Raw genomic sequence first — 17,581 nt, forward strand, 5'->3', positions numbered from 1 at the left:
GGAAATAAACCGCAAAGTACGCAAAGTACGCGAAGGAAGAAGAGTAGGAGCGGTTTTTTTTAGTTTGCAGGTAATTTACAGAGTGAAAATATCAAACTAGGTCGTTGTATGTAGCTCGACCTAATGCTTGCATTAAAATTGGTTCTAACTCTTTAATTATCTCCATATTTAAGTAGAAAGCATGGTTAGCTTCTGCTACAATTTTATCAGCCATCACATCATCAACAGGCACATTATCCAATGCTTGACGATACTTGTTTTTGAATGCCTGTTTATCGGGAATTTGGGCAAAGTTATAAAACTCAGTTCCTTCATAACCAGACAATTTCAAAGCTGACTGAGCGATTTTTTGTAGCATTTGTCCACCGGAAAGATCACCCATATAACGAGTATAAGCATGACCTAATAATAAAGCAGGTTCATGGGTAGAAAGTTGGTGAATACGCGCCAGGTATTTTTGAGTTGCTGTGGATGGTGTAATGAAATTTCGCCAGAGATTACCATGATAAAATAACATATCTTGTTCTAGAGATGCTTGGCGATTTAGTTCAGGAAAATACATTACACTAATTACAGGATGTTGTTTATGCTTCTCAATTGCTGCTTCTAGTTCACTGTAAACAAAATACAGATTACTCAAAAATTTACTAAAACATTCTCTGTCTACAACTCCTTGGACAAAACATTTCATAAAACCGACATTTTCTGCATCTGTATGAGCTTGTTGAGTACCAGAACGCAGTTTGAGGGCGAAATTATTACTCATTGTTGCTTCCTTCATTTTCAAGCGCCTAATTTGCTCAATAGTCATCGACTCGTTTACCAGTTCACAGTCGATGTCAACATGAAAAAATTGTTATTTTAGAGATATGGGTTTTACGCCTAGCTATCCAGCAAATACCACCGCTGATAAAGAACAAGGCAATTTTTATCTCTTACAAAATATTTAACTATCAATCTTCTTGTAAATATAAAGATATTCATATTTCTTTAGACTTTTAAATATAACGATATTCAGGATTTGATGATATTTTATTGAGTAAAATTACTCTATTTTTTGTATTGATAAATAAATTTACTTGGATTGAAAATAATTACTGAATTTTATGTATATACTTGTAAATAACAGTTAAAATAATAAAAAAGGATACTGCTATGAATACATCTGTAAAAACCATTACAGTCTACGATGAATTTATAGATTTTATTGCTGCTGGTACTACTCCCGAAAGTTTAATTAATTTCCACCTTTCGGAAACAGCACAAAACCGTTTAGAAGATTTAATTGATAAAGCTAAAAATAATGAACTCACCAAAGAAGAAAAACGGGAGTTAGATACTTTTTTAACTCTGGAACACATTATTACTTTAGCAAAAGCTAAGGCTCATAAATATATCAAAACTGAGGGTAAATAAAATGTCTCGTACTTACATTAATTTAGAAACAAGGCGGTTAGTTGTGGAACGTGCTGGTAATATCTGTGAATATTGTCTTATTTCAGCAATAGATAGATCATCTGGTTGTCAAGTTGATCATATAATTAGCGTTAAACACGGTGGAACAAGCACAGAGGATAATCTTTGTTATGCTTGTGTTTTTTGTAATTTGCAAAAAGGCACAGATTTAGGTTCAATAAATTGGCGAAATGGTGAACTGGTGAGATTTTTTAATCCCCGTCGAGACTTCTGGGGTGATCATTTTCGACTTGATGAAGCTGTGATTCAACCATTAACAGATATCGGTGAAGTAACAGCGCGTATTCTTGATTTTAACAATGATGATCGGATTCAAGAAAGAATATTTTTAATAGAAGTTGGTAAGTATCCATCACTAGCAGCAAAAGCAAAAATGAGTAAGTAAATCTAGGAAAAATGCCCTAAAAATTTTTCTGTAATTGCTAAATTATCTCAGATGATTTTGTACAAAATACTTTCAATAATTTAACTGATGACTACTCATTACTATTTATGCTTAGATAATTCTACAAGGATAAAATAGCAAAAGGAGTATCATGGTTAAGTCTTTAGAAACTCCCCCAGTTGAGTTGTTGAAACCAGGTGTCAAAGCACCTGTTCAAGAAACATTATTAACACCCCGATTTTATACCACAGATTTTGATGCTGTGGCGAAAATGGATATCTCTGGTCATGAAGAAGAAATCAGAGCTATAGTTGATGAACTCAAGGCAGATTATAACCGCCATCATTTTATCAGAGATGATGAATTTAAACAGTCTTGGGATCACATTCAGGGAGAAAAAAGACTTGCCTTTATTGACTTTTTAGAAAGGTCTTGTACTTCTGAATTTTCCGGGTTTTTACTGTTTAAAGAATTATCTCGTCGTCTTAAAAACAGTAATCCTTTACTCTCTGAAGCATTTGAATATTTAGCACGGGATGAAGCCCGTCATGCAGGTTTTTTAAACAAGTCAATGGCGGATTTTAATTTATCCCTTGACTTGAGTTATCTTACTAAAAACCGGACTTATACTTTCTTTCCGCCAGAATGGGTAATTTATACAGTTTACCTATCGGAAAAAATCGGTTATTGGCGTTATATTTTGGTATATCGCCATATCGCACAAAATCCAGAATTTCAATTTTATCCTTTATTTAGGAAGTTTGAAAGCTGGTGTCAAGATGAGAATAGACATGGTGACTTTTTCAAAGCTTTGTTACGTTCTCAACCCCAGTTATGGAATAATTGGAAAGCGCGTTTATGGGTGCGTTTTTTCCTTTTAACTGTGTTTGTCACCCATACAATGACAGTTTTTGAACGGGCGAATTTTTATGAAATTTTAGGAATTCATCCCCGTAAATACAATACTCAAGTAATCACAGAAACCAACAAAACCGCAGCTAGGGCTTTTCCTGTAATTCTAGATACAAATCATCCCTATTTCTTCTGGAATTTGGAACAATGTGCAATCAATAATCAGAAATTGATTGATCTCAAAAACAGTAAAAAATCTGTGATTGAGAAGTTCTTTCACAAGATACCATTGATTATAAATATCGTATGGTATATGTTGAAGCTTTACCTCCTTAAACCCATCAATGCGGAAAAGACTCGCCAAACTGTTTGTTAATTTTTTAAACTTGTGATTTGCGGTTTTTTCTTATTATTAATTTTTAATCTTGCGTAATTCCTCAGATCCCCGACTTTTGTTGAGAAGTCGAGGATCAATACTTTTATTTTAAGGTTTTGTTCGCGTAGCGTGCCGTAGGCAATCCCCCCAATCCCCCTTGAAAAGGGGGGCTAAAAATGCCTATTGTTTTCCCCTTTTTTAGGGGGACTAAGGGGGATCTTAATCTGATGATTCTTTACAGAAATTTAAGTATTATTTGATGCTATAAATTGTAAAATCTTCATGTCCTAAAAATCACGAAGATGATGAGGATTTTCACACAAGGTTATCGCTGGGTTATTTTATCAGTTAGCTTATTATTTTCTTTAATAGCTATTTTAGCCTGTTTTCAGGTTTTTGCTGGAGAAAATAAACCACATAATGCAGTTATTTTTGTGACTGATGGTTTACGTCCCATGACTGTAAATGCTACTGACACACCCACTTTACAGTCAATTAAAGAACAGGGTGTAAATTTTGTTAACTCCCATTCTCTATTTCCTACTTTTACCACAGCTAATGCTTCTGTGATTGCGACAGGTCATTATTTAGGTGATACAGGAGATTTTAGCAATAATATTAAAGTTAATAAACCAGTTAAAAGTGCAAAAAATACCATAGTTCCATTTTTAGAAAATGACGCAGTTCTCAGAGAAGTTAACCAACAATTTGGTAATAATTTTCTTAACGAAGTTAGTCTTTTAGCGATAGCGAAAAAATCAGGTTTTAGCACTGCTGCTGTGGGGAAATTAGGACCAGTTTTAATTCAAGATGTCACTCAAGAAACGGGTAAACCAACAATTATTATTGATGACGCTACTGGTACATCAACAGGAATACCTTTGAGTGAGGAAATTAGCAAATTATTAACCCAAAATTCCCTACCTTTAATTACACCATCACGGGGTGAAAATGGTAAAGCTGGTGATAGTAAAAATCCTGGTGCAAAAGTTGCCAATATTAAACAACAGCAATATTTTGTAGATGCGACAACTAAGGTAATTTTACCGCTTTTTAAACAACGTAAAAAACCTTTTATTTTGGTTTATTGGTCCCGTGATCCAGATGGAACACAACACAATCATGGTGATAGTTTAAATCAACTTGTTCCTGGTATCAATGGTCCTACTGTTCAAGCTGCAAAACGCAATGTTGATAATAATTTAGCGCAGATTATCGCCACTTTAAAAAAATTAGGTTTAGAAAAAACAACAAATATATTTGTGACTGCGGATCATGGTTTTTCTACCATTAGTAAAGAAAGTAAAACCAGTTATGCAGCAAGTCTTAGTTATGAAAATGTCCCTGCTGGTTTTTTACCTCCTGGTTTTTTAGGAATTGATTTAGCACATGATTTAGAACTTGATGTATTTAATCCAGATCAGGAAAATACACAATTTGAACCGACACAAGGACAATTTTCTAACCATAGTATTTTAGGCAAAGATTCGCAAAATTTAGAGATATTTATTGCTGGGAATGGTGGTTCTGATTTAATTTATTTACCTAATTTACCAAACAATGAAAATCAAAAAGATTGCGCCCAAAAAATTGTTAATTCTCTCCTCAAACAAGATTATGTAAGTGGTTTGTTTGTTAATGATACTTTAGGTGAAATTCCTGGTACATTACCTTTAAGTGCAATCAAATTACAAGGAAAATCACGCACTCCTACACCATCCATTGTTGTTAATTTCCGTTCTTTTGATACGGGTTGTGGTGTACCCACAGCTTGCGGTGTGGTTGTAGCTGATACTACTTTACAACAAGGTCAAGGAATGCACGGAAGTTTTAGCCGTGCGGATACTTTTAATAACATGATTGCCATCGGACCTGACTTTAAAAAGCAATATGTAGATAAAGCACCGGTGAGTAATGCAGATGTGGCTGTAACTCTGGCAAATGTGCTAAATTTACAAGTGCCTAGTCAGGGTAAACTGGTGGGAAGAGTGTTAAGTGAAGCTTTACGTGGTGGTGTAAATGAGGTAAATTTTCAATCTCATGTTTTAGAATCTGCACTAGCAGAAAATGGATTAAAGACGGTGTTGAAATATCAGACTGTGGGTGATACTCGTTACTTTGATGTTGCGGGTTTTCTGGGTAGGACTTTGGGTTTGTAGTTGTCAGAATCAGGATTTATCAATTGATAATTGATAATTGATAATTGACAATTGAGAATTGACAATTATTTAATTTAAGTTATCTATTATTGAAGGCATTAGGTTATAATTGATTTGATGGAATGTTAATTTGATCCTGTTTATCTGAGAATCCTGTAAATCCTAAATTTGACACACAAAATTCCTGTATCATCAAAATCAACACTATGACTAAATTATCAGTGAAAAATCTTTATCAAACAGACTTTGCTTTGTGGGTTGAAAACACAATCAGCAAATTAAAATCTCAAGATTATAGTCATGTAGACTGGGAAAATTTAATTGAGGAGATAGAAACTTTGGGTGGAAGAGATAGAAGAGAATTAGAAAGTAGATTAACTACTTTATTTGAACATTTACTAAAAAGACGTTATGTAAATTTACCTGAATGCTATCGTGGTTGGGATGTCACTATTAGCCGTACCCAACAGGAACTAAAACGGATTTTTAGAGATTCTCCCAGCTTGCGTAATTATTATTTAACGGTGGTTGATGAATGTTATCAAGATGCAGTGAAAAACATGAGTAAAGAATATGATAATCAATTCCCAGAAGATTGTCCTTTTCCAACAGATATAGATAGTTTCTTAACTATTAACTAAACTGTTATTTATCAGTATGATTAGAGGATAAAGAGTAAGTACATTTTTAATCATTTTCATCCTTTCATCCTGTAAAGCCTATTCAGCTTAACTTAGTAACATTAGTTACTTCACCTTATACTCAAAAAATAACCATCTATACATTATCGGTTGGATAGGGATAAAATTAAGAAGTATTCTAAAAATCCGGCATTTACCTTCACGGAGATTGTGGCCTGATGTTGCTGTGCCTCAGAATTGAAAATTTTGCCCTCATTGACCAGTTAGAATTAGAATTTGGTGCTGGTTTGAATGTTTTAACCGGTGAAACCGGCGCAGGAAAGTCAATCATTTTAGATGCGATTGATGCGATTTTAGGTGGTAAAATTTCTAGTCGTGTGATTCGCACTGGAACAAGTCGCGCTTTAGTAGAAGGAACTTTTAGTATTAATGCAATTTTATCGGCTTGGTTAAGTGAACAAGAAATTGATTTAATTGATGATAATTCAATAATTATTAGTCGAGAAATTACTGCTAATAACAATAATATCCGCAGTCGATCACGGGTAAATGGGGTGTTGGTAAATCGGCAAATGATGGGAAATTTGCGCGATCGCCTAGTAGAAATTACTGCCCAAGGTCAAACTGTACAAGTGGGACAATCTGCACAGGTGCGAGATTGGTTAGATTTATATGGTGGTGATAATTTAATTCAAAAACGTCAACAAGTAGCTGTTGCTTATAGTGCTTATCAACAAGCATACCAAACTTTAGAAAAACGCCGCACTTCGGAAAGAGAACGTTTACAACAACTCGATTTACTCACCTATCAAGTTCAGGAATTGAGTGCAGCAAATCTCGATGATCCGCAAGAAATGGAACTATTAAACCAGGAAAGGGAAAGGCTAAATCATGTTGTTGACTTGCAACAAATGAGTTATAAAATTTATCAATCTTTATATCAAAATGATGCAGAAAGTCCTACTGCTGCTGATTTATTAGGTGATAGTGAAACTATATTAAATCATATTGTTGAGTTTGATTCTCAACTGCAACCGATTTTAGAATTAGTGCGGGATGCAGTCGCTACAGTGATGGAAGTGGGTAGACAAATTAGCATTTATGGGGAAAGTTTAGAAGCTGATCCGCAAAGATTAGAAGAAGTAGAAGAACGCATCCGGGAATTAAAACAAATTTGTCGAAAATATGGACCAACTCTCACAGAAGCTATTGAATATTATCAACGGATTCAAATAGAATTAGCTGAACTTAATAACCAAGAACAATCTATAGAATCTTTAGAACAACAAGAACAAGTTTGTTTACAATATCTTGTACAAATGAGTCAACAATTAACCCAACTACGTCAGCAAACTGCGGCCAATTTAGCATCTCATTTATTAGCTGAACTGAAACCTTTAGCAATGGAAAAGGTAAAATTTCAAGTAGAAATTACACCAACTTCTCCCACATCAACGGGTGCAGATAAAATTACTTTTATGTTTAGTCCTAACCCTGGTGAACCTATTCAACCGTTAACAGAAATTGCTTCTGGTGGGGAAATGAGCCGATTTTTATTAGCTTTAAAAGCTTGTTTTAATCAACAAGATGGGGCGGAAACAATGATCTTTGATGAAATTGATGTGGGTGTATCTGGTAGAGTTGCCCAAGCTATTGCCGAAAAATTACATCAATTAAGTCAAAATCAACAAGTTTTATGTGTGACTCATCAACCTTTAGTTGCTGCAATGGCAGATAGACATTTTCGAGTTGATAAACAAGTAATTAATAAAAATGGTAACACTGAACAAAGAACCGTCGTGAGAGTTACCAGTTTAGATAATTTAAAAACCCGTCGAGATGAATTAGCACAATTAGCAGGGGGAAAATCTGCAAATCAGGCGATCGCTTTTGCTGAATCTTTGTTATTGCAAGCTGCAAACCACCGTCAAAATAATGGGGAAGGATAAGAAACTTTTCCGTAAAATAGTATCCCTCACCCATTACCAATTACAGTTTTAAAATCTGCAAAAATTCCCCAATTTCATCTACAGTATTATAATGTGCTAATCCAATTCTTAATAACCCTCCTGATGTTTCTACACCTAACTTTTCTGTAAGTTCAATAGCATAGAAATTTCCATGCCAAGTAAATATTCCCTGTTCTCCTAAAAACTTCGCTATTTCTGCTGATGTTTTCCCCTCAATTGTGATGGAAACTGTGGGAGTTCTCCAATTAAATTTTTCCGGTTCTGTAATTCCATAAACCTTAATTCCAGGAATTTTTAACAACCCAGAAATCAATTTTTTACTTAACTCTCTTTCATATTGTTGAATCGCTGTCATTGCTGCTAATAAAGCTGCACGACGACTATGATAAGCAGATGTTAATTCATGGTTTTCTTGTGTTTCCGAAGTTAAAAACCGGGGACAATGAAAACTAGTTAAACCTTCTCTATCTGCTGCTATTAAAGATTCCAGTAATTCATTATCTAAAGTTGGAGAAACGTGACAACCTAATTTTGCTAAATAATTAATTGTTGCTACTAATCCCGCTAAACCTTCATGATTTAATGTTCCTGTTTCCCATCTTGATGGAACTTCATTAGATGCAGGTCTAACTTTATAAGGAGAAAATCTGGTTAAATGTTCTCTTTTTGCGTATAAAATACCAAGATGGGGAGCAAAGAATTTATAAGCTGAACAAGCGAGAAAATCACAATCTAAATGATGGACATTAATAGGTGCATGGGGCGCATAATGCACAGCATCAACGAAAACTAAAGCCCCAAAACTATGGGCTAATTTGACTATTTTTGCAATATCATTAATTGTTCCCACAGCATTAGAAGCATAGGTGACAGCAACTAATTTTGTTTTTTCATTAATTTTGGTTTCTAAATCATTTAAATCTAGGGTACAATCTGAGATGTTGATATCAACAAATTGAACATTTACACCTTTTTCTTCTAAAGCAAACCAAGGAGAAATATTAGCTGCATGATCTAATTTAGTGACAAGAATTTCATCACCTGGTTGTAATTCTCTAGCGATCGCACGACTGACACTAAAAGCGAGAGAAGTCATATTTGCACCAAATACAACTTCATCATGATCGCATCCTAAAAAATCAGCGATCGCTGCTCTGGCAGAATTAATTACCGCATCTGTTCGCGCACTGGTAGTAAAATAACCATGAGCGTTAGCATTAGACCTGACTAAATAATCACTGATATTATCCAAAACTGCACCGGGAACTTGAGTTCCCCCAGGTCCATCAAAAAATATCGCCGGTTTTCCGTTAATGGTTTGGTTTAATGCGGGAAATTGCGATCTAATCCATTTTATATCTAGAGATTCCATAAATTAATTTCCTCATGGAAAGAAAACAGATTTTTTAACGCAGATAAACGCAGATAAATGCAGATAATTTTTATTGATTTGTAATACCAGATACCCGACTTCTTTTTTGTCTTCTGTATAAAATTATCAATTGCTCTCAGAAGTCGGGGATCTAAATTCTCAAAGCAACGTTTTTCAAAATATTCATTGGACCAATATCTTTAACTAGCTGCATTTGTTCAGTATTTCTCACCAATAAAGCACCAGCAAAGCCCAAAGAATTAATAGAAATTGACTCAAATTCCTCCTGCAAACGTGGTATAATTAACATCCATTCTCTCGTTGCCAAAAAATTATATGCTCCCGATTGTTGATTATTATTAACTGCCTGAATACCTACCATATCTAGTAAAGCATAATATTTCGCTAACGTCACCCCTGCTGTTTCATTAGGTGCAAAAGTTGTAAAAGCGTGTAAAAAAGGCAGTCCGGGTATAGTTATGATACCTTCTGTAAATTTAACTGTTTCTATTAATGGTGCAATGGGTATTTCTTTTCCAGAAATTGGTACTATTTGTAAATGTCTATGTCGCTGACTTGCACCAGCAATTTTACCACCATTATAAAATACTAACCCATCAAAATCAGCCAAACAAGCCGACATTGCCGTAAAATCTTCGAGAGTTAATAAACTTTCCTGTTCCTCAAAAGCACGGGTAATAATTAATAGGTGATAATCAACAACATTGAATTTATTTAAAATACAAACATGAGTTTCTGAAATGTCAGTTACAAATAAATCTTGTTCATAAGGTAAAAAAGGATTAAATTCTTTACCTGTCTTAGCAGTTTGTTTTTCTTGTTGTTCCTTAGCGGCTTTTTTACGGTTGAGATTTGCTAAAATTCTCACTAAGAATTTAACCCCATCTTGTTCCACAAATTCAAATTCTGTGGGAATAGATTTTAAAGCTTCACATTCTAAAGCGTTTGCTGTAGTTTGTTTTACCCTCTTCCATAAAGTCCCTGGTTCGAGTAATATTTTCCCCTGTGTCATTTGTTTTTCTGATAAAGGTGCGAAAATATTATATATTAATTCTCAGTCACTCGTAAATAACAAAATACCCTAAAAATATTTATTTTACTCCCTTTCCCCCAAAAGATTACTAATTCTCTTCCTTATCTTCCTTTGTGTACTTTGCGTACTTTGCGGTTAATTCATAAGAAACGTAGAAACTAGCTCAGTATAGAATTATTTATTTGTCACAATTGAAATGTATTTTGGGGCAACTCAACAAAGATGAAAATGCCCCATTTTAATTAAAGAATTAAGTACGCACAGCTTCCGGCCAAAGTTCTCGCAAAGCAGGGGGCATCATGTGAATAACATCTTCAATTTCTCCTTGGGAAACTCTTTGAGCCATAACCTTAAAAACTGCACGCACCAAAGTTTCTGGATCAATATCAGCATTAACATTGCGGAAATAATCCCGAATATGCTGTAAAAATTCTTCCTTTGTTCTATCTTTAGTTTGTTTTGCACCTGGTCGCCAATTTTCGTAATAAAATCCACCTAAAAGAATGGGTAATTGCGCTCCTAAATGGGCAGCTTCTTCCACAGTCAAGCGATCGCGCAATGCGTGTAATGTAGCTCGCAAACCTTGAAAAACTTGGTGTTTATTTTCCCAACCTAACTCTTTTCCTAACTCATTAATCCAAGGAATTGTTTTCTGTACAGTAGCATCAAAAGTATCTAATCCTGTCATTGTCATAATTATTTCTCCTATTTAAGAGGATGAGTGTATGACGTTTTTTAAGCAGACTACGTAATGACTTCAAATTATAAAAACCTGAATATTTTCTAACTTCTAGCTAATGGAGCATAATTTTTTATATACTCCTCTATCTGCTAGGAGATTAGGAAAGATGAAAAAATTTTGTTACCAACAGATCAACCAAACTCTTACCTGCCTCCACGAGAAGACTTTCAATAGCATTCCCTAATTATTATTAGCAGGTGCATTTGCATTTTTTTCTTTTGAATTTGTTTCTTGTGTTGGTACAACCACAGCAGAAGAATCTTTACTCTCAGATTGCTTAGGTGGTGTTGTGGGTACAACCACAGAATTTTTCGGTTGAGGTGCTGCTGTTGGTATAACTACAGGTTCTTCTGGTTTTTCCGGTTGAGCAGAGTTGTTATTTTCAATAGCAGGAGGTGAGATATTTTCTTTTTCTTTTTCTGGGGGTGGGGTAGGTTGAGGAGATGATTTAGCTTCCCTGATCTTCTCCACTAATGAAGGTGTGGGAGTAACCACAGGTGTAGATGTAGTTTGCTGATTTTTGCCGGGTGTAAGTTCTGAAGAGTTTTCTTGTTCAGGCGAAATTTCTGGAGAAACACTTTCGTTAGTGGGAGTTGGTTCAGGGGAAAAATTACGTTTGCGCTTGCGTCGTTCTGAAGTAGAAAATGATGCCGACTCACTAGAAGATTGATTTTGATTATCTTGACTTTCCGGTGAAGGTGTAGTTTCAACTACAGGTTGTGGTGTAGCAGGTTCTTGAAGAGGTTGTTCAAAAAGTGGCTTGGGGGCTTGTGATTGAGATTTTGGTAACATTCTTGTCACAGTAAACCCTGCTGTCATAGCTACCAAAGCTACACTCACGCTCACAAATGCCTTAGATGAAAAGATTTTTTTTGGTAATACTGTAACTTTACCTACTGGTGATGGTGTAGCAGCAGGAATAGGTGCTGGTTGTTTTTGCTGATTTTCTGCTTCTAGTGCTGATAAATCAATTGTTGGTGCGGGTTGAGTGAGTAATTGCGGTGTCATCTCCAAGCGACTTCCAGGTAATAATTGTAACCATTCTGCTACTGTCGCCGGACGAAACCGAGACTCCACAGCCATACCGCGCATAACTGCTTGATTAATAGCTGCACTCAGGTAGGGTTGCAGTTCACGAGGAGAAGGCATTGGTTGTCTATCTCGTAATAATGCCGGTGTGGGAACTTGTCCGGTTAACAGTGCATATAAAGTTGCTGCTAAACCATAAACATCGGTAGCTGGGGTGCGTGGTGCTTGGGTTAAATACTGTTCAATAGGTGCATACCCTTCACTTACCAAACCAGTATGAGTTTGTTTAACACCGCTATGAAATTCTCGTGCTATGCCAAAATCAATCAGTATAACTTCCTGAGTGCCTTGACGGAGAATAATATTATCAGGTTTAATATCTCGGTGCAGCAAACCGTTATTATGTACCACCTGTAATGCTGCCCCAATTTGGCGAATATAATGAATTGCGGTTTCTTCTGATAAAGGTATTCCTGGTGACACAAAAGCTTGGCCTAAATTTTCCCCCGGAATATATTCCATCACCATGTAAGGTAAACCATTTTCCTCAAAAAAGTCACTGACTCGGACTATATTGGGATGGACACAAGCGGCTAATCTTCTAGCTTCATCTTGAAATTGACGCTCGAATTTAGGAAAATCAGGATGTTGCCTGAGCCGTTCGTTAATAGTTTTCATCACTACTTCTTGACCTAAGTAATGATGCGTAGCTTTGAAAGTAATACCAAATCCACCTCTCCCTATTTCTTGGATAATGGTATATTTTCCACTCTGCAAAATTGTACCTGTTAACATCGGGATTCTTGAGTCCTAATTGAGCAGTTGACACTCCCATTAAAGCTTGTGTCTTTATCAGTCTAAAACTTTTTCTGGGGTTCGAGTTGAGAAGTTGTTTCTGGGATAGTAGAGGGGGAGTCTAGATGAATTAGCTGATAGTTTTGCAGTGTGTGTTGGTACAAACGCACTTGTTTTATATAATTATGCTGTTAGTCTTGATTTATGAATATCATTATTAAAAATAGAAAATGGAATATTTAGGATCGCTCTTTTTATGTCCTTTGCTGTATTTATCCAACACATCACGCAAACGTTAAAAAACATTTCACTATATTGTCAAGATACAACAAAATCAGGATAATTAACTAAGCATGGTTATGTGTTGCAATATAAAATAATATACAATTTTATTGTTATACATAATGCTGCTGAAGTTTTTACAGCTAGGAAAAAATTATGATACCAATTCAAGTTACCTTTGCATTAGCAAGTTGGGTTGCTAAAGGCTTACAAGATGGAACGTTTGAAAGAGTTGGGGGTGTAATTGTCGATGTAGCAAGTAAGAAAATTGTAACTTGGTTGCGAGACACTAATTCAGTTGCGCCTTCAGTAATCTCCGTTGCAGCTAATCCTGTTACTGGTGTACTTAACTTAATTGCTTCAGGTGCAAATGTAGCAATTTCAGCCAAAGGTTTTTCAGATGTAAATCAGCGTTTAGATGGTATTGAAAATCAAATAGCATCAATTGGGCAAAGTTTACAATTTACTCAAGGTATTTTACAAGTATCTACTGCTGCTAGTATTCTCAATCTTGGTGTTTCTGTAATGGGTTTTGCTGTTATATCCCAGCGTCTCAATGAGATAGAAAACCAACTAAAACAAACGGAAGAATTGTTAAATAAAATGAATCGCAAAATAGACATGAGTTTTTATGCTAACTTCCGTGCTGGAATCGAATTAGCGATTAATGCCTTTACAATGACTAAAAATGAAAACCGGAGAAGTAGCGCATTACAAGCTATTAATCGTTTTTTAGAAGCAGAACATATTTACAAAGATTACACCGTTAATGAACTTTCCCAAAAAAGCCAAATAATTGATAAATATATACTAACATTATCTTTAGCTTATATTGCCGAAGCTCGTTGTTATTTAGAACTAGAAGAACATGATACAGCAATTCGACGTTTTCAAGAAGGATCAAAAGTTATCAGGTTACTGATTAATCAGTATGTTGAGATTATGCTTACTTCTAATCCATCGGCATATTTACACCCGCAATTTAAAGGACAAATTGATTTGTCTAGATTAACCAAAATTTACAAATGGATTAACGCTAATTTAGATGAAAATGCTGTCTTTGAACTACTACGTGAGAATCTATTTAAGTTAGCACAAAATAATAATGAATGGTTGTCTTCCTTACCATCATCTATTGTAGATCGTAATGAGATACGCTGGGGTTTATTTGGAGGAAATCCCACACCATTAACAGGTAGATTTGAAAAAGAAGCTTTTACAAGACTTCCCCAAGTATTTGCAGTCATGGAATCAATGATTGAAACCAACAACAGATTTGAATCTTACCAAACAGAAATACAAGCAATATCTAAACTAGGAATTAGTTTTCATGAATGGCTGCAATTAAAACCATCTACAGAACCAAAACCAGAAGGTGCAGAATTAATGTTTATTATTCCTTCTCAACCTTTAGAATTACCTGGTTAAAACTGTATTTCCTCAACACCTTGACGAATAGCATCTTCCATATCTTCCAGCGTTGCAGGTTCACCATGATATTTCAAACAACCTGCGACATCCTCCAACTTAGTTACTACAAAAGGCTTTCATGATTAAGAATGATACCTGCTTGTATCATTTGATGATACATTAAAAAATGATATCTTTGCGAATTTTAAATTTGCAAAATATAATGTACAATATAGAGATAAGCATTCAAGTGATGTACAAGTAGTAACAATTAAATACAAATAGACGCAGATGATTTTGTACTTCACCAGATTAGGAAACGCTATATATTGTGAATTTATATCTTAATAATACAAACGACTTAGTGATTATTCAATTTTACACATGGAAAAATTAACAATTAAAAACTTTCTTAACATCAATGATGTTGAATTTAATTTATCCAAGATCAATATTATTATTGGACAAGAAGCCAGTGGTAAAAGCGTAATTGCCAAATTAGTTTATTTTTTTAAAACCTTCTTAATTGAATATAGAAATTCCATTTTTAAAACCCGCAAAAAAAGTGAATTTGATAAAAGCATTATTAAAAATTTCAAAGAAATATTTCCTGAATATTCTTGGAATTTTCAACAATTTGATATCATATATCAAATAAATTACGAGTCTCAAAATTATTATATTCGCTTGTATACCAAACAATCCACCAAAAACAAATATACTCTAATTTTAGAATATTCAGAATATCTAATTAATATTCGTAGAAAATTACTTTCTGAATATACAAAAACAATTATTGATGATAGAGATAAAACTCAAAATAATTCCTCCAGTATTAGCAAATTAAATATAGGAGAATTTATAGATGAGATATTTTCAAAATACATTCTCTCAGGAAAAAATATCAGCAATCTTGATTTATTAACTTTTATTCCCGCAGGTAGATCATTTTTTGCAGTTTTACAAAGTAATGTGTTTTCTTTTTTATCAGAAAATATTACCATTGAGTATTTTCTTAAAGAATTTGGTTCAGCCTATGAAAGAGCTAAAAACTTGTATCAAGCCAGACAAGATATCAATTTATTAGAATATAAAGATGATATTGATGAATTAGTAAACAAAATAATTGTTGGAAAATATATTCGTGAAAAAGGAGAAGACTGGATATACACTAACGATGACAGGAAAATAAATTTGTCTCATTCTTCATCTGGACAACAAGAGGCTTTACCTATGGCACTTATATTAGCAATTTTACCTTTTTTCACTTCATCTCATCGCGTCTTTATCATTGAAGAACCTGAAGCACATTTATTTCCTATATCACAAAAACATATTATTAGTTTAATTAGTCAAGTTTTCAATACAACTGAAAGAAAACATAAATTTATTATTACTACCCACAGTCCTTATATATTAACAGCTTTTAATAACCTCATTCAAGCAGGAAACACTCTGAAAGCATTAAAAGAAAAATCTGAACAAGATGATTTAATCAGAGAATTATTTAAAATAGTTCCAGAAAATCAAATGTTAGATATTAATGATATTGCTGCTTACACTATCAAAAATGGCATGATTGAAAGTTTAATTAATGAAGAAAACCACTTAATTGATACAAATATCATTGATGATGTATCCAATGAATTTAGTATGGTTTTTGAAAAATTAATAGACCTGGAATTTGGAGAATAAAAGCAGTGGATTTAGATCAATGTTCTGAAAAAGTTAACCATAAAAATATTTTAATAGAAGAAAAGAAAAGTAGTAAAATACTTTTTAGTAATGAAAACTTAATAGAAGTTACCAAGATTCAAGTAGATGGATGTTTAGATATTCAAGGTGTTAAATGTGATTGGTTATTAATTGTTGATGAACCTTATATTGAAATATACATAGAGTTAAAAGGTTCTGATGTAGAACACGCATTTACACAAATTGAAAATACAATTAAACTTATATCTCAAGATTATAAAAATGTGCGTAAATATTGCTATATAATTACCACTAGATGCCCTCTTAACTCTACACAAATTCAGATTAAAGCAAAATCCTTTAAAAGTAAATATAATGCAGTTCTAAAAATTAAAAAAACAGGATCTAATGAAAATATTAATACCTTAATTTCTGAGTCAACCTAATCAACATTTTCATTTTCTAAAATTTTACTACTTTTTTGAATTTGAAACTGTAATTCATCATTTTGAGTATAGTTTAAATTAATTGGAAACCTCCTAAGTTTAACAAAATTTGAGCAAATGGAGATTTTTCACAGTTAGTAAATCCTACTGTCAAATAACTTTTTTTAAATTCCTTAAATCCAGGTTGATTGTTAAGAATAATGTAAGGTTCAATAAATATTTTAGAATTGCCTCCATATACTATATGATCTTGCATATAATTGTGATTAAGTTCGCAACCATAAGGAATAAAACAGCTTATCAATATATAGATTTTTTCATGTTTGAACATAATCAACTCAGACAAATTATCATAATCTTCTCTTTTATAATCTTCATAATTGCCAGAAGCTATTAAAAAAATAGGACGTTGATTTTCAATAGCTTTATTTATTAAATTTATCTTACTTACACTTGTATTAATTGATAATTCTTCCCCATCTTCTGCATCAAAATGTGGACAATATCCTGCTGTTGCGACTTGATGAGTTTGAATATAAACTCCTCCAAGTGATAATTTAGGCTGAATTTTTACAGCTTTTCTGTTGAGTTCTGGTTGATAATAATTAATGGCTTGCTTTTCTAATCTCCTGAGATTTTCTGCAAGATTGGCAATGTTATTTAATAAATCTTCGGTGACAACTCGATAGCGTATAACAGCATTTTTTATTTCTGTAAATTCTGATTGACGATGATGATTTAGGTGGCGATTTCTCAAATTATGAGAAAGTCCTATATACATAACGGGAGAATCACCATTACCAACATAATAAATACCTGGTTGTGCAGGTAAATCCTTACGTTGATGATATGGTAAGAATGGCATTTCTTTGTAATTGAGATTTAGCTTCATATTTA

The 17,581-nt window shown here is 33.8% G+C and carries 15 protein-coding genes; 9 read left to right on the forward strand and 6 right to left on the reverse strand.

Annotated elements, in window-relative coordinates:
* Positions 1 to 91: 91 nt before the first annotated feature.
* On the reverse strand, positions 92 to 766 hold the full coding sequence (locus IQ237_RS07385) for a heme oxygenase (biliverdin-producing) (RefSeq protein ID WP_194053756.1): 675 nt from the start codon (positions 764 to 766) through the stop codon (positions 92 to 94).
* 389 nt (positions 767 to 1,155) lie between these two features.
* Here IQ237_RS07385 and IQ237_RS07390 point away from each other — a divergent pair, with 389 nt between their 5' ends.
* The 6 genes from IQ237_RS07390 to recN all read left to right on the forward strand — a co-directional run bounded on the left by IQ237_RS07390 (position 1,156) and on the right by recN (position 7,838).
* Entirely contained in the window at positions 1,156 to 1,416 is a 261-nt protein-coding gene (locus IQ237_RS07390) for a hypothetical protein (RefSeq protein ID WP_194053757.1), read from the forward strand.
* Between the two features lies 1 nt (position 1,417).
* Positions 1,418 to 1,861, forward strand: a complete 444-nt coding sequence (locus IQ237_RS07395) for an HNH endonuclease (RefSeq protein WP_194053758.1) — start codon at positions 1,418 to 1,420, stop codon at positions 1,859 to 1,861.
* A 151-nt stretch (positions 1,862 to 2,012) separates the two neighbouring features.
* Positions 2,013 to 3,089, forward strand: a complete 1,077-nt coding sequence (acsF, locus tag IQ237_RS07400; RefSeq protein WP_194053759.1) for a magnesium-protoporphyrin IX monomethyl ester (oxidative) cyclase — start codon at positions 2,013 to 2,015, stop codon at positions 3,087 to 3,089.
* 302 nt (positions 3,090 to 3,391) lie between these two features.
* Positions 3,392 to 5,248, forward strand: a complete 1,857-nt coding sequence (locus tag IQ237_RS07405) for an alkaline phosphatase family protein (RefSeq protein ID WP_228019835.1) — start codon at positions 3,392 to 3,394, stop codon at positions 5,246 to 5,248.
* A gap of 206 nt (positions 5,249 to 5,454) precedes the next feature.
* Positions 5,455 to 5,889, forward strand: coding sequence for a DUF29 domain-containing protein (locus tag IQ237_RS07410; protein ID WP_194053760.1), 435 nt, complete (start codon positions 5,455 to 5,457; stop codon positions 5,887 to 5,889).
* A 218-nt stretch (positions 5,890 to 6,107) separates the two neighbouring features.
* The gene (recN, locus tag IQ237_RS07415) at positions 6,108 to 7,838 is read left to right on the forward strand and encodes a DNA repair protein RecN (RefSeq protein ID WP_194053761.1); all 1,731 of its coding nucleotides are present in this window, start codon (positions 6,108 to 6,110) and stop codon (positions 7,836 to 7,838) included.
* 40 nt (positions 7,839 to 7,878) lie between these two features.
* On the opposite strand, the gene IQ237_RS07420 is transcribed toward recN, so the two are convergent.
* From IQ237_RS07420 to IQ237_RS07435, 4 genes are all read right to left on the reverse strand, one after another.
* The gene (locus IQ237_RS07420; protein WP_194053762.1) at positions 7,879 to 9,231 is read right to left on the reverse strand and encodes a cysteine desulfurase-like protein; all 1,353 of its coding nucleotides are present in this window, start codon (positions 9,229 to 9,231) and stop codon (positions 7,879 to 7,881) included.
* 151 nt (positions 9,232 to 9,382) lie between these two features.
* Entirely contained in the window at positions 9,383 to 10,264 is an 882-nt protein-coding gene (locus IQ237_RS07425) for a DUF4922 domain-containing protein (RefSeq protein ID WP_194053763.1), read from the reverse strand.
* Between the two features lie 271 nt (positions 10,265 to 10,535).
* Positions 10,536 to 10,979: a DUF2267 domain-containing protein gene (locus IQ237_RS07430; protein ID WP_194053765.1), complete on the reverse strand. Its 444-nt coding sequence runs from the start codon at positions 10,977 to 10,979 to the stop codon at positions 10,536 to 10,538.
* A 228-nt stretch (positions 10,980 to 11,207) separates the two neighbouring features.
* Positions 11,208 to 12,851, reverse strand: a complete 1,644-nt coding sequence (locus tag IQ237_RS07435; protein ID WP_194053767.1) for a serine/threonine-protein kinase — start codon at positions 12,849 to 12,851, stop codon at positions 11,208 to 11,210.
* Positions 12,852 to 13,289: 438 nt separating this feature from the next.
* Here IQ237_RS07435 and IQ237_RS07440 point away from each other — a divergent pair, with 438 nt between their 5' ends.
* The 3 genes from IQ237_RS07440 to IQ237_RS07455 all read left to right on the forward strand — a co-directional run bounded on the left by IQ237_RS07440 (position 13,290) and on the right by IQ237_RS07455 (position 16,684).
* Positions 13,290 to 14,561, forward strand: coding sequence for a hypothetical protein (locus IQ237_RS07440; protein WP_228019836.1), 1,272 nt, complete (start codon positions 13,290 to 13,292; stop codon positions 14,559 to 14,561).
* Between the two features lie 366 nt (positions 14,562 to 14,927).
* Complete coding sequence (locus IQ237_RS07450) at positions 14,928 to 16,238, forward strand: ATP-binding protein (protein WP_194053769.1); 1,311 nt, start codon at positions 14,928 to 14,930, stop codon at positions 16,236 to 16,238.
* A gap of 5 nt (positions 16,239 to 16,243) precedes the next feature.
* Entirely contained in the window at positions 16,244 to 16,684 is a 441-nt protein-coding gene (locus tag IQ237_RS07455; protein WP_194053771.1) for a hypothetical protein, read from the forward strand.
* A gap of 73 nt (positions 16,685 to 16,757) precedes the next feature.
* On the opposite strand, the gene IQ237_RS07460 is transcribed toward IQ237_RS07455, so the two are convergent.
* Positions 16,758 to 17,576 (reverse strand): hypothetical protein, encoded by an 819-nt coding sequence (locus tag IQ237_RS07460; RefSeq protein ID WP_194053773.1) that lies wholly within the window; start codon positions 17,574 to 17,576, stop codon positions 16,758 to 16,760.
* Positions 17,577 to 17,581: the final 5 nt, after the last annotated feature.

The sequence above is a fragment of the Sphaerospermopsis sp. LEGE 08334 genome (genome assembly GCF_015207205.1).
Lineage (GTDB): Bacteria > Cyanobacteriota > Cyanobacteriia > Cyanobacteriales > Nostocaceae > Sphaerospermopsis.

What these genes read in the sequence shown, in the direction of transcription:
- IQ237_RS07385 (WP_194053756.1), bottom strand. Translation starts at nt 766, where the DNA reads ATGAGTAATAATTTCGCCCTCAAACTGCGTTCTGGTACTCAACAAGCT.
- IQ237_RS07390 (WP_194053757.1), top strand. Translation starts at nt 1,156, where the DNA reads ATGAATACATCTGTAAAAACCATTACAGTCTACGATGAATTTATAGAT.
- IQ237_RS07395 (WP_194053758.1), top strand. Translation starts at nt 1,418, where the DNA reads ATGTCTCGTACTTACATTAATTTAGAAACAAGGCGGTTAGTTGTGGAA.
- acsF (WP_194053759.1), top strand. Translation starts at nt 2,013, where the DNA reads ATGGTTAAGTCTTTAGAAACTCCCCCAGTTGAGTTGTTGAAACCAGGT.
- IQ237_RS07405 (WP_228019835.1), top strand. Translation starts at nt 3,392, where the DNA reads ATGATGAGGATTTTCACACAAGGTTATCGCTGGGTTATTTTATCAGTT.
- IQ237_RS07410 (WP_194053760.1), top strand. Translation starts at nt 5,455, where the DNA reads ATGACTAAATTATCAGTGAAAAATCTTTATCAAACAGACTTTGCTTTG.
- recN (WP_194053761.1), top strand. Translation starts at nt 6,108, where the DNA reads ATGTTGCTGTGCCTCAGAATTGAAAATTTTGCCCTCATTGACCAGTTA.
- IQ237_RS07420 (WP_194053762.1), bottom strand. Translation starts at nt 9,231, where the DNA reads ATGGAATCTCTAGATATAAAATGGATTAGATCGCAATTTCCCGCATTA.
- IQ237_RS07425 (WP_194053763.1), bottom strand. Translation starts at nt 10,264, where the DNA reads ATGACACAGGGGAAAATATTACTCGAACCAGGGACTTTATGGAAGAGG.
- IQ237_RS07430 (WP_194053765.1), bottom strand. Translation starts at nt 10,979, where the DNA reads ATGACAATGACAGGATTAGATACTTTTGATGCTACTGTACAGAAAACA.
- IQ237_RS07435 (WP_194053767.1), bottom strand. Translation starts at nt 12,851, where the DNA reads ATGTTAACAGGTACAATTTTGCAGAGTGGAAAATATACCATTATCCAA.
- IQ237_RS07440 (WP_228019836.1), top strand. Translation starts at nt 13,290, where the DNA reads ATGATACCAATTCAAGTTACCTTTGCATTAGCAAGTTGGGTTGCTAAA.
- IQ237_RS07450 (WP_194053769.1), top strand. Translation starts at nt 14,928, where the DNA reads ATGGAAAAATTAACAATTAAAAACTTTCTTAACATCAATGATGTTGAA.
- IQ237_RS07460 (WP_194053773.1), bottom strand. Translation starts at nt 17,576, where the DNA reads ATGAAGCTAAATCTCAATTACAAAGAAATGCCATTCTTACCATATCAT.